Here is a 12036-nt window from a genome sequence, read left to right on the forward strand (position 1 = left end):
ATCGATGAGTGGCATCTCCAATGTCATCTCCGGGGTCGGCACCCCGACGAGGACGACGGTCCCGGCGAGATCGCGGGCGTAGAACGCCTGCTTCCACGTCTCCGGGCGGCCGACGGCATCGATGACCACATCTGCCCCGCATCCACCGGTGAGCTCTTGGATGGCCTCGACGGCATCGACCTGCGAGGCGTCGACCGTGTGCGTGGCCCCGAGTTCGAGAGCCCAGTCGAGTTTTTTCTTGTCGCGGTCGACGGCGATGATCGTCGACGCCCCCGCCAGGCGGGCCCCGGCGATCGCAGCATCCCCGACACCGCCGCACCCGATCACGGCGACGGAATCACCGCGGGAGACGTTCCCGGTGTTCATCGCCGCACCGAGTCCGGCCATCACCCCGCAGCCGAGCAACCCGACGACCGCCGGATCGGAGTCGGGGTCGACTTTGGTGCACTGGCCTTCGTGGACGAGGGTCTTGTCGGCGAACGCCCCGATCCCCAACGCAGGGGAGAGTTCGGTGCCGTCGGCGAGGGTCATCTTCTGCGATGCATTGTGGGTGTCGAAGCAATACCAGGGGGTGCCTTTCTTGCAGGCTCGGCATTCCCCGCACACCGCACGCCAGTTCAACACCACGAAATCGCCGACCTCGACATGAGTGACAGCATCGCCGATGGTTTCGACGGTGCCTGCGGCTTCGTGGCCGAGCAGGAACGGGAACTCGTCGTTGATACCGCCCTCGCGGTAATGCAGATCGGTATGACACACCCCGCACGCGGCGATGGTGACCACGACATCGTTCGGGCCGGGATCGGGAATGGTGATCGTCTCGATCGAGACGGGCTCGCCTTTGCTCTTGGCGACGACGGCGCGGACCTGCTGCGGCATGTATTCCTCCACTTAAAATCGTGTGTTGCGTGCTCGGTTCAGCCTCGCACAACGCATCGTCACGTGGCGACATCTGCATTCGTTCGGTGGGACGAGCCGCGGAATTCACACGCTCGTGACCGAGCGGGCACACAGTCTTCTCGTGCGAGCGGTACCTATGAACGATGTCTGCACCCATGGAATACGACCTGGTGGTCATCGGCTCGGGCCCCGGCGGCCAGAAGGCCGCGATCGCGGCCGCGAAGCTCGGCAAGCGAGTGGCGATCGTGGAGAAGGGCCACATGCTCGGCGGCGTGTGCGTCAACACCGGAACCATTCCGTCCAAGACACTCCGAGAAGCCGTTCTCTATCTGACGGGGATGAATCAGCGAGAGCTGTACGGCGCGAGCTACCGCGTCAAGGCAGACATCACTCCCGCCGACCTGCTGGCCCGAACCCAGCATGTGATCGGTAAGGAAATCGAGGTGGTGCGCTCGCAACTGCTCCGTAACCGCATCGAGCTGATCACCGGGGTCGGCAAGTTTCTGGATGCACACACCATCGTCGTCGAGGACGAGGCCCGGGGCGAGCGCATCACGGTCTCGGCCGCCAACGTGGTGATCGCCACCGGCACCGCCCCCGCGCGACCCGCCGACGTCGCATTCGACGACTACCGGGTGTTGGACTCCGACGGCATTCTGAACTTGGAGTTCATCCCGGCGTCGATGGTCGTCGTGGGTGCCGGCGTGATCGGGATCGAGTACGCCTCGATGTTCGCCGCCCTGGGCACCAAGGTGACCGTCGTCGAGAAACGCGATTCGATGCTCGACTTCTGCGATCGCGAGATCATCGAATCCCTGCAGTTCCACCTCCGCGATCTCGCGGTGACGTTCCGCTTCGGTGAAGCAGTCACCGCGGTGGACGTCGGGCCGAACGGCACGGTGACGACCCTTGCCAGCGGCAAACGCATCCCGGCGGAGACGGTGATGTACTCGGCGGGTCGCCAGGGGTTGACCACGGCCCTCGAACTCGAGAACGCGGGCCTCGAGGCCGACGCCCGTGGGCGCATCTTCGTCGACGAGCATTTCCAGACCAAGGTGGACCACATCTATGCCGTCGGCGACGTCATCGGGTTTCCGGCGTTGGCGGCGACGTCGATGGATCAGGGCAGGTTGGCGGCGTATCACGCGTTCGGGGAACCGAGCGCGCAGCTCACCGACGTCCAACCGATCGGCATCTACTCCATCCCCGAGGTCTCGTACGTCGGCGCGACAGAGGTCGATCTGACGAAGGGATCCATTCCTTACGAGGTCGGTGTGTCGCGATACCGCGAACTCGCCCGTGGCCAGATCGCCGGGGACTCGTACGGGATGCTCAAGTTGCTCGTCTCCACCGAGGACCGTTCGATTCTCGGCGTGCACATCTTCGGTTCGGGAGCCACGGATCTGGTGCACATCGGTCAGGCCGTCATGGGGTGCGGCGGCACCGTCGACTACCTGGTCGATGCGGTCTTCAACTATCCGACGTTGTCCGAGGCGTACAAGGTCGCCGCACTGGACGTCACCAACAAGATCCGAGCCCTGGCAAATTTCGACCGCTGATGCGTCGACGCGGGGACCGAATCGCCGACCGGGAATGAACGACGGTTCCGCGGTTGTTCTGTCGGGTAGTGATTCACCACGATCGACGTCGGCGTGTATGCGGCTCGAGCAGACGGTCCGCGTATTCTGACCCGATGCTCGCGTCGAGGCATCGACGAGTCGATCCGAAAGGGGCCCGGCCATGACCGAACAGTCGAAGATGTACGAGCTGGAATTTCCGGCACCTCAAATTTTCTCCAACGACGGAGTCGGGCCCGTGCTGGTGCACGGGCTGGAAGGTTTCTCCGACGCCGGCCATGCCGTGAAGCTTGCGACGACCCATCTGCGGGAGAGTCTCGAAACCGAGCTGGTGGCCTCCTTCGATGTCGACGAGTTGATCGATTACCGGTCCCGTCGGCCGACCATGACGTTCAAGTCCGATCACTTCTCGGATTACGACGCTCCCGAGCTCAACTTGTATGCCGTCAAGGACAACGTGGGGACCCCCTTCCTTCTTCTGGCAGGCATGGAGCCCGATCTGCGATGGGAGAAGTTCACGACGGCAGTGCGACTGCTTGCCGAGCAGCTCGGAGTGCGGCGCACGATCGGTCTCGGCTCCATTCCAATGGCCATTCCGCACACCCGCCCGCTGGGCGTCACCGCGCACGCGAGCGACAGGGCGTTGGTCAAGGAAGGCAACAGCTGGGCGGGCGAGCTGCAGGTGCCCGGTAGTGCATCGTCCTTGCTCGAACTACGGATGGCACAGCACGGCCACGAGTCGATGGGCTTCTCGGTACACGTCCCGCATTATCTCGCGCAGACGGACTACCCGGGGGCTGCGGAAACGCTGCTCGAGAACGTCGGTGAAGCTGCCGAGCTCGATCTACCGTTGGCAGCGTTGGGCGAGGCCGCGGCTCGCGTCCGGGAGCAGGTCAACGAGCACATCACCGGAAACGAGGAAGTGCAGTCGGTCGTACAGGCGCTCGAGCGCCAGTACGACACGTATGTCGCCGCGCAGGAACAACAGTCCACGCTGTTGGCCAGTGACGAGCCGCTCCCCAGCGGCGACGAGCTGGGTGCCGAGTTCGAGCGGTTCCTGGCCGAGCAGGCCGGCCTCGACGACGGAGACGGGCAAGCACCCCGGTAGTTGTGGAGCTGGTCACAGCGAAAGCAGTGGGATCCAGTCATATGCGACAGCCCCGGCGGATCGCAACATACCTGTAACCCGCAATACGCCCGATGCTCTGCCCCGAGCGCGATCTCGTGCGAGAGTCGTAGCAACACACAACCGTCGTCTGTGTTGCTGCGCTCTCGTGAGCAGCGACGCCGTACTGCGCCGTACGTCGGCGCACCAGGGAATCAGGAGGCGCGAATGTCCACTACTCCGCGCAGTCGTAAGCTCCGGCCGGTTCCCGACGAGGAACCGCGGCTGATCTTTCGGACCATTCACGGCTATCGGCGGGCCTTTCGCATGGCCGGTGAGGGCCCTGTGCTGCTGCTGATCCACGGGATCGGTGACAATTCCGAGACGTGGAACGAGGTCATCCCGCACCTCGCCAAGAGCTACACGGTGATCGCACCCGATCTCCTCGGCCACGGCCGCTCCGACAAACCTCGGGCCGACTATTCCGTTGCCGCGTACGCCAACGGTATGCGCGATCTGTTGTCCGTCCTGGGCATCGAGCACGTCACCGTGGTGGGCCATTCGCTCGGCGGCGGGGTGGCGATGCAGTTCGCCTATCAGTTCCCGCACATGGTCGATCGCCTCGCGTTGGTGTCCTCGGGCGGAGTGACCAAGGACGTGCACCCCCTTCTGCGACTGGCGACGATGCCGTTCCTGTCCGAGGCGGTGAAGCTGCTGCGCTTGCCGGGCGCGATACCGGCGGTCAAGCTGGCCGGCGGCCTGTTGAGCAAACTGCACAGCTCCCCACTGCGACCGGGGTCGATGCTGCACGACACCCCCGATCTGATCCGAGTGCTGAGCGAACTGCCTGCACCGACGACATACGAGGCCTACCTACGGACGTTGCGTGCCGTGGTGGACTGGCGTGGCCAGGTGGTCACGATGCTGGACCGCTGCTATCTCACCGAGAACCTGCCGGTGCTGCTGGTGTGGGGTGAGCAGGACTCGGTGATCCCGGTGGCGCACGCCCGGCTGGCTCATTCCGCCATGCCCGGTTCGAAGCTGGAAGTGTTCGACAATTCCGGACACTTCCCGTTTCGCGACGATCCGATGCGCTTCCTTCAGGTCCTCGAGGACTTCATCGACTCGACTCCCTCGCTCAGTTTCGACGACGTGCGCTGGCGCAACCTGCTCATCACCGGCGTCGGCGAGGACATGATCAGCGGCAGCTCGAGCACCAGGATGGCCGTGCTCGGGGCCATGGGGTCCGACGAGCGAAGCGCGACCTGACGCTCCGGTCGCAGGCGTTCGGTGTCGATTCGGAACCGCCGTCACCGACACATAGCCTGTAGAGGTGCTCCTCACCGAACTGATACCCGACGTTTCCGCCGCCACCTCCGACGGCGTGGACCCGGACGTCCTGTTCGACACGTTCACCACCTGGGCTTCGGACCGGGGCCTGACGCTGTATCCCGCGCAGGAAGAGGCGCTGATCGAGCTGGTGTCGGGATCCAACGTCATCCTGGCCACGCCGACCGGTTCCGGAAAGTCCATGGTCGCCATCGGTGCCCACTTCGCGGCCATGGCCGCAGGCATTCGCAGTTTCTACACCGCGCCGATCAAGGCGCTCGTCAGCGAGAAGTTCTTCGCCCTGTGCGAGATCTTCGGAGCGCAGAACGTCGGCATGATGACCGGCGACGCGTCGGTCAATTCCGGTGCGCCGATCATCTGCGCCACTGCCGAGATCGTCGCGAACCTGGCACTGCGGCAGGGTGCCGACTCCGACATCGGCCAAGTGATCATGGACGAGTTCCACTACTACTCCGAGCCGGACCGGGGGTGGGCCTGGCAGGTACCTCTGATCGAACTGCCGAACGCCCAGTTCCTGCTCATGTCGGCGACGTTGGGCGACGTCTCGTTCTTCCGCGACGATCTGACCCGACGTACCGGCCGCACGACCACCGTCGTCTCCGGTACCGAGCGGCCTGTCCCGTTGATGTTCTCGTATGTCACCACCCCGATCGGCGAAACGATCGAAGAGCTGGTGCAGACGCACCTGGCTCCGGTGTACGTCGTGCACTTCACCCAGGCAGCGGCACTCGAACGCGCTCAGGCCCTGACGAGCATCAATGTCGCGTCCAAGCAAGAGAAGGCCGCGATAGCCGAGGCCATCGGCAATTTCCGCTTCACCACCGGCTTCGGGTCGACGCTGTCCAGACTGGTCCGTCACGGTATCGGGGTTCATCACGCCGGCATGCTTCCCAAGTACCGCAGGCTGGTGGAGAAACTGGCGCAGGACGGTCTGTTGAAGGTGATCTGCGGTACCGACACGTTGGGCGTGGGCATCAACGTTCCCATCCGGACCGTGCTGTTCACCGGACTCACCAAATACGACGGCATCAGAACACGCAAGCTTCGAGCGCGCGAGTTCCATCAGATCGCGGGACGCGCGGGCCGCGCGGGGTACGACACCCTCGGCACCGTCGTGGTCGAGGCACCCGAGCACGACATCGAGAATGCGCGGCTCGTGGCCAAAGCCGGTGACGACCCGAAGAAGCTCAAGCGGGTACAGCGCAAGAAGGCACCCGACGGCTTTGTATCCTGGGGCGAGCCGACGTTCGAGCGCATCATCGCGGCGAGCCCGGAGCCGTTGACGTCCCGGTTCTCGGTCAGCAATGCGATGTTGCTCAATGTCATTGCGCGGCCGGGTAATTGCTTCCACGCGATGCGTCATCTGCTCGAGGACAACCACGAGACCCGGCCGGCTCAGCGCAAGCACATCCTGCGTGCGCTGTCGCTGTACCGCGGCCTGGTGGAGGCCGGAATCGTCGAACAGTTGGCCGAGCCGGACGCGGACGGGCGCCATGCCAGGCTGACGGTGGACCTGCAGCCGGACTTCGCGCTCAATCAGCCGTTGTCGACGTTCGCGGTGGCCTCGTTCGAGTTGCTCGACGTCGACTCCCCCACCCACGCGCTCGACGTGGTGTCGATCATCGAGTCGACGCTCGACGATCCCCGCCAGGTGTTGATGGCGCAGCAACATGCCGCACGCGGCGAAGCGGTGGCCCAGATGAAGGCCGACGGCATCGAGTACGACGAGCGGATGGAACTCCTCGAAGAGGTCACCTGGCCGAAACCCCTTGCCGAGCTGCTCGTTCCGGCCTTCGAGATCTACCGCGGGTCTCACCCGTGGCTCTCCGAGGTGGGCCTGTCGCCCAAGTCCGTCGTCCGTGACATGGTCGAGCGCGCGATGACCTTCGCGGAGCTGATCAGTCACTACGGCCTCATGCGCTCGGAGGGCTTGGTACTGCGCTACCTCGCCGACGCGTACCGCACTCTGCGCCAGACGGTTCCGCCGGAATCGCGCACCGAGGAGGTCCAAGACATCACCGAGTGGCTGGGCGAGCTGGTTCGGCAAGTCGATTCCAGCCTGCTCGACGAGTGGGAGAACCTGACCGATCCCGGTGCCGAACCGGAAGCCCTGGTCGAGGCGTACGGGTCCGATGCGCCGCGTCCAATCTCGGCGAATCCACGGGCTTTCCGAATCCTGGCCCGTAACGCGATCTTTCGAAGGGTCGATCTGGCGGCGCGTCGTCAATGGAACGCGCTCGACGACCTGGACGACGGGCCGGATTGGGAGGAGGAATTGGAGCCGTTCTTCGCCGAGTACGGGTTCATCGGCACCGGCCCCTCGGCTCGCGGGCCGGCGCTGTTCACCCTGAACGTCGGTGCGGAATCCACCACGGTCCGCCAAGTACTCGAAGATCCGGACGGCGACCACGGCTGGTCCCTCGATGCTGTCATCGACCTCGCCGAATCCGACGCGGCCGGAGAAATCGTGTTCGACGAGATCGTCGTCACGCCCGGCTGATGCATGCGCCTCGTGCGCGAGAAGGCCTGCGAGCGTGGCGAAGTCGGCTATGGCCGACCCGTTCCGTACTCTCGACCCGAATTGCGTTGCGCGGCAAAGGTCGGGGGGCGTCCGCCGAGTACACGACCGGGCAGTACGACGGAGACGAAATGCTCCGTACATTCGGCAGGTTGGACAGGTACCGAGTATTCGACGACTCGAAACGGGGTCGACTTCAATTGCGTTGTCGCCGTTACGAAGTGGCGGTAATGAACGGAGCGCGCACAAGACTGCGTCGGTCGACAGCGTCGATCGGGCACGCCTGTCGGTCCAGTGCCACTCATCACGTTTACCTTTCGGCCCATTTTTGGCACACTCGTCCAGGTCGGTCGAGCTCGTGCGGCTGCACAATCGCCACCGAGCCGAACCGCTTCCCGACGGAACCGACGCGATCATTTCGACACGAGGAGACCACATGGCACTGTTGACAATCGGCGACCAGTTCCCCGCATACAATCTCACCGCCGTCATCGGCGGCGACCTGTCCAAGGTGAACGCGCAGCAGCCCGACGACTACTTCACCACCGTCACCAGCGACGACCACGCCGGAAAGTGGCGCATCGTCTTCTTCTGGCCCAAGGACTTCACGTTCGTGTGCCCCACCGAGATCGCAGCATTCGGCAAGCTCAACGACGAGTTCGAAGATCGCGACGCGCAGGTCCTCGGCGCCTCCGTCGACAACGAATTCGTGCACTTCCAGTGGCGCGCGCAGCACGACGAGCTCAAGACGCTCCCCTTCCCGATGCTCTCGGATCTCAAGCGCGAATTGGCCGCTGCCACCGGTGTTCTCAATGCCGACGGCGTCGCCGACCGGGCCACTTTCATCGTGGACCCGAACAACGAGATCCAGTTCGTCTCGGTCACCGCCGGATCGGTCGGTCGAAATGTGGACGAGGTTCTTCGAGTACTGGACGCACTGCAGTCGGATGAGCTGTGCGCCTGCAACTGGAAGAAGGGCGATCCCACCATCGACGCCGGCGAACTACTGACGGCGAGCGTCTGACATGTCGATCGACAATTTGAAGAACGCCGTCCCCGAATACGCGAAGGACCTCAAGCTCAACCTCGGTTCGATCGTGCGGTCCACCGTGCTCAGCGAGCAACAGCTCTGGGGCACATTGCTTTCGGTGGCCGCCGCGTCGAAGTCCTCGACCACGTTGAAGGAGATCGCCGAGGACGCCGCCGACTCGTTGTCGGCCGAGGCGTACAACGCCGCTCTGGGTGCCGCGTCGATCATGGGTATGAACAACGTCTTCTACCGCACCAAGGGCTACCTGGACGGAAAGTACGACGATCTACGCGCCGGCTTGCGTATGAACATCATCGGCAACCCTGGCGTCGAGAAGGCCGATTTCGAGCTGTGGTCGCTCGCGGTCTCGGCCGTCAACGGATGCAACCACTGCCTCGAGGCGCACGAGAAGACTCTGCGCGCCGAGGGCGTCGACCGCGAGAAGATCTTCGAGGCAATTCGCGCCGCATCGATCGTCGCGGGTGTCGCGCAGGCCGTCGAGGCCGGCCGCGTACTCGACGGTGCCTCCGTCTGAGGTTCCGCTGAACAGGTCGAAACGGGGATCCGCTGCGGCGGGTCCCCGTTCGTCGTCGATCGAGACGCCTCGACGACGTATTGGTAACGTCCCCGCATGGCTATCGAAGTGTCCGTCGTCCGAGTGTTCACCGATGCCGACGGCAGGTTCGGTAATCCACTGGGCATCGTCGACGCACAGGCTGTAGGCGAGAGCGACAGGCAGGATGTTGCTAGGCAGTTGGGTTTCAGCGAGACGGTGTTCGTCGATCGCTCGTCACCTGGTACCGCGTCGGCAACGATCTACACCCCGGCGACGCAGCTCCCGTTCGCCGGACATCCGACGGTCGGATTGTCCTGGTGGCTTCGCAACAACGGACACTCGGTGCAGACGCTCACCGTCCCCGCTGCCACGCTCGACATCCGCTACGACGGCGAGCTCACCTGGGTGCGTGCACGCGCCGAGTGGACTCCGCAGTTCACGTTTCATCAGGTCCACGACGCAGCCGAGGTGGCAGCGGCAGATCCGAACACCTACGACAGTGGCCACCACTACATCTGGGCCTGGACCGACGAGCAGCGCGCCGAACTGCGCTCGCGCATGTTCGCGCCGATGATGGGAATCGCCGAGGACGAGGCAACAGGTGCTGCCGCCGTCCGGCTCACTGCCGAGCTCGGTCGGGGCCTGAACATCGTCCAGAGTGCGGGGTCTGCGCTGTGGACCACCGTCGACGAGGATGGGTGGGTGGAGCTCGGGGGCCGAAGCGTCGACGACGACTCGATCACGGTGTGACGGGCACGTCCACTTCGATTTCCTCACCCAGACGCACCCCTTCCGCCAGTGGCAGACGGTCTCCGCTCCAGAACTTTCCTGGATCGAACCAGTTGGCTTTCTTGTTTCCCGTCAACAGACCCATCGAGTCGTAGGTCATCGCAACAACTTCGGCGCAGTACGCGGTTTCGAGCGCAGCGCTCTCCTGCGCGTTCTTCCGGAGCGCCGGCACGCGTCCACGGAACCACCGACCGGCGAGCGCCGCGGTGGTCGGAAAAGCCGTTCCGTCCATCCGCGCGATGGTGCGAAGCAGCGCGTCTTCCTGCTCCTTCGTCACGGCCGGAGTGGAGCCTGGGGAACGACCGGCGTATCCGTCCAATTGCCGCAGCCAACAACGCTGTTGATACCGCTGGGCCCAGTGCGTGACGGCAGCGCGTAGGTCGTGCAGCTGCACTCCACGCTGGAAGTTTCCGGTCCACATGTCCTGCAACGACTTTCCGAGCTCTGCATGCCACATCAGCGGCGGGAGGTCGTCCAGGACGACGGCCATACCGACGTGGTTGACCGGGCTGTTCGTCAAAGCCTGGATTGCGCGGTCCGCCGACGAGTGGCCGCGGAAGATCCAGATGTCGCCGGTTCTGGTGGCATCCACAGCGGTATCGAGGCTGATTCGCGACGGATTCATGGACCAACCCTAGATCTCGTGGCGGTACGGTTGCCGCATGAACGTCTGGAAAGCTCTCGGTCTCGCCGGGATGGCCGGGGTTGCGGCCACCGGGGCGTTGGTGGTGCGGTCCGAGCGCAAGCGGCGCGCGTATGCGCCCGACGAAGTGCGCGATCAGCTGCACCGGCGGTTCGCCGCAATCTCCGCTGAGCCGGAACCCGAACCTGCTCCCCCGCTCTCGCGGGGGAAGCAGCTGTTGAGCAGACTCCGGTTCAGCCGAGCGCACTGAGGATGCGCGAGGCCATATCCTCGATCTCGGCGTCGGTCATGACGAACGCCGGCGAGATCTGCATTGCACCCTGTCCGGCCGCGCGGCCCGAAACACCATGAGCTCTCAACGTTTTCACGAACGGTAATGCCTCCGCCGGGTCGGCGAGCTGAACGGCAGCGACAGCGCCGATGCCGCTGCGGACTTCCGCGACCCGATCGTGGTCGGCCAGGGGCGCGAGGTGGGTGTGCAGTGCGGCTTCGATGCGCTTGGAGTGACTCAGCAGGTCCTCGCGCTCGATGATGTCGAGATTGGCCATCGCTGCGGCGGCTGCACCTGCGTGGCCACCATAGGTGTAGCCGTGACGCCACCAGACTCCGCCTGCGAAGAACGGTTCGGCGATCTTCGGAGCGATGAACACGGCGCCCATCGGGACGTAGCCCGACGTCAACCCCTTGGCGGTCGTCATCAGGTCGGGTTCGAGCTCGAAGCGGGTGGAGGCGAACCAACTACCGCCGATCCGGCCGAATCCGGTCACCACTTCGTCGGCGACGAACAGCACGTCGTTGTCGCGGCAGATCTGCCGTACCTCACGTAGGTAGCCCTCGGGAGGCAAGTAGATTCCACCCGCTCCGATCACCGGTTCGCAGAAGAAGGCGGCGACGTTCTCGGCTCCGACCTCTTCGATCAGCGCGAGAAGCGATTTCGCGTCGTCCCACGCCACTGTTCTGGCGTCCGGCATCAGCTCGCCGTAGTTCTCCTTGTTGACCGGAATGCCGGCGAGCGCGGTGCCGGCGACGTGCATGCCGTGGTAGGCCTTCTGCCGCCCGACGATGATCTTCTTGGACGGCCGTCCCATTTCGACCCAGTAGCGGCGCGCAAGCTTCGCCGCGGTGTCGATGGAGTCCGATCCGCCCGAGGTGAAGAAGATCTTGCTGCCCGGCACCGGTGCGATGGCGGCGAGACGATCGGCCAGTGCCAACGTGGTCTCGGGCACGAAGTCGCCGAAGTTGGAGTAGTGCGCGATCGAGCTCAGCTGCGCGGCAACGGCGTCGGCGATCTCGCGGCGACCGTGACCGACGTTGGTGAACCACAGACCGGCGGTGGCGTCGAGGTATCGGTTGCCCTCGTTGTCGAAGATGTACGCACCCTCGCCTCGCGAGACGACGAACGGCCCATTGGCGGTGACGTTGCCCATGTCGGCGAAGCCGTGCCACAGCGCGGAGGTGTGTGTGGAGGCGGCTGGATCCAGGTCGGAAGACATGCGCTACACAGTAGTCACGTCGAATTCGGCGAGTGCATCGGTTCGTTCCCGGACGGAGTTCGGGTGAGTACCGCG

11 protein-coding genes are annotated in these 12036 nt (G+C 64.5%); 8 read left to right on the plus strand and 3 right to left on the minus strand.

Annotation, left to right across the window (positions count from 1 at the left end):
- Positions 1-879, minus strand: an 879-nt coding sequence (locus CH285_RS19975) for an S-(hydroxymethyl)mycothiol dehydrogenase (protein ID WP_094643070.1), incomplete at its 3' end; no start/stop codon positions are given.
- A 164-nt stretch (positions 880-1043) separates the two neighbouring features.
- Between CH285_RS19975 and sthA the strand changes: the two genes are divergently transcribed.
- From sthA to CH285_RS20010, 7 genes are all read left to right on the plus strand, one after another.
- Positions 1044-2459, plus strand: a complete 1416-nt coding sequence (sthA, locus tag CH285_RS19980; protein ID WP_032366488.1) for a Si-specific NAD(P)(+) transhydrogenase — start codon at positions 1044-1046, stop codon at positions 2457-2459.
- Positions 2460-2640: 181 nt separating this feature from the next.
- Positions 2641-3585, plus strand: a complete 945-nt coding sequence (locus CH285_RS19985) for a proteasome assembly chaperone family protein (protein ID WP_027496868.1) — start codon at positions 2641-2643, stop codon at positions 3583-3585.
- A gap of 225 nt (positions 3586-3810) precedes the next feature.
- Positions 3811-4851, plus strand: a complete 1041-nt coding sequence (locus CH285_RS19990) for an alpha/beta fold hydrolase (protein ID WP_094642978.1) — start codon at positions 3811-3813, stop codon at positions 4849-4851.
- Positions 4852-4915: 64 nt separating this feature from the next.
- Positions 4916-7432: a DEAD/DEAH box helicase gene (locus CH285_RS19995; RefSeq protein WP_027496866.1), complete on the plus strand. Its 2517-nt coding sequence runs from the start codon at positions 4916-4918 to the stop codon at positions 7430-7432.
- A 454-nt stretch (positions 7433-7886) separates the two neighbouring features.
- The gene (locus tag CH285_RS20000) at positions 7887-8474 is read left to right on the plus strand and encodes a peroxiredoxin (protein WP_032366622.1); all 588 of its coding nucleotides are present in this window, start codon (positions 7887-7889) and stop codon (positions 8472-8474) included.
- A 1-nt stretch (position 8475) separates the two neighbouring features.
- Positions 8476-9015: a carboxymuconolactone decarboxylase family protein gene (locus CH285_RS20005; protein ID WP_032372559.1), complete on the plus strand. Its 540-nt coding sequence runs from the start codon at positions 8476-8478 to the stop codon at positions 9013-9015.
- 96 nt (positions 9016-9111) lie between these two features.
- Positions 9112-9786, plus strand: coding sequence for a PhzF family phenazine biosynthesis protein (locus tag CH285_RS20010; protein ID WP_094642979.1), 675 nt, complete (start codon positions 9112-9114; stop codon positions 9784-9786).
- On the opposite strand, the gene CH285_RS20015 is transcribed toward CH285_RS20010, so the two are convergent.
- Positions 9776-10450, minus strand: a complete 675-nt coding sequence (locus tag CH285_RS20015; RefSeq protein ID WP_027496861.1) for a hypothetical protein — start codon at positions 10448-10450, stop codon at positions 9776-9778. The genes CH285_RS20010 and CH285_RS20015 overlap by 11 nt on opposite strands.
- A gap of 37 nt (positions 10451-10487) precedes the next feature.
- On the opposite strand from CH285_RS20015, the gene CH285_RS20020 reads away from it, so the two are divergent.
- Positions 10488-10718 carry a hypothetical protein gene (locus tag CH285_RS20020; RefSeq protein ID WP_027496860.1) on the plus strand — a complete coding sequence of 77 codons (231 nt, stop codon included), beginning with the start codon at positions 10488-10490 and terminating at the stop codon, positions 10716-10718.
- Here the strand turns inward: CH285_RS20020 and CH285_RS20025 are convergent.
- A complete protein-coding gene (locus CH285_RS20025) occupies positions 10702-11961 on the minus strand; it encodes an aminotransferase family protein (protein ID WP_032391489.1) in 1260 nt (419 codons plus the stop codon). The two genes, CH285_RS20020 and CH285_RS20025, sit on opposite strands and share 17 nt — an antisense overlap.
- Positions 11962-12036 lie beyond the last annotated feature (75 nt).

The sequence above is a fragment of the Rhodococcus sp. 05-2256-B1 genome, assembly GCF_002258465.1.
GTDB lineage: Bacteria > Actinomycetota > Actinomycetes > Mycobacteriales > Mycobacteriaceae > Rhodococcoides > Rhodococcoides fascians.

Excerpts from the sequence above, each read along its gene's own strand:
- sthA (WP_032366488.1), top strand. The coding sequence starts at position 1,044 with ATGTCTGCACCCATGGAATACGACCTGGTGGTCATCGGCTCGGGCCCC.
- CH285_RS19985 (WP_027496868.1), top strand. The coding sequence starts at position 2,641 with ATGACCGAACAGTCGAAGATGTACGAGCTGGAATTTCCGGCACCTCAA.
- CH285_RS19990 (WP_094642978.1), top strand. The coding sequence starts at position 3,811 with ATGTCCACTACTCCGCGCAGTCGTAAGCTCCGGCCGGTTCCCGACGAG.
- CH285_RS20000 (WP_032366622.1), top strand. The coding sequence starts at position 7,887 with ATGGCACTGTTGACAATCGGCGACCAGTTCCCCGCATACAATCTCACC.
- CH285_RS20005 (WP_032372559.1), top strand. The coding sequence starts at position 8,476 with ATGTCGATCGACAATTTGAAGAACGCCGTCCCCGAATACGCGAAGGAC.
- CH285_RS20010 (WP_094642979.1), top strand. The coding sequence starts at position 9,112 with ATGGCTATCGAAGTGTCCGTCGTCCGAGTGTTCACCGATGCCGACGGC.
- CH285_RS20015 (WP_027496861.1), bottom strand. The coding sequence starts at position 10,450 with ATGAATCCGTCGCGAATCAGCCTCGATACCGCTGTGGATGCCACCAGA.
- CH285_RS20020 (WP_027496860.1), top strand. The coding sequence starts at position 10,488 with ATGAACGTCTGGAAAGCTCTCGGTCTCGCCGGGATGGCCGGGGTTGCG.
- CH285_RS20025 (WP_032391489.1), bottom strand. The coding sequence starts at position 11,961 with ATGTCTTCCGACCTGGATCCAGCCGCCTCCACACACACCTCCGCGCTG.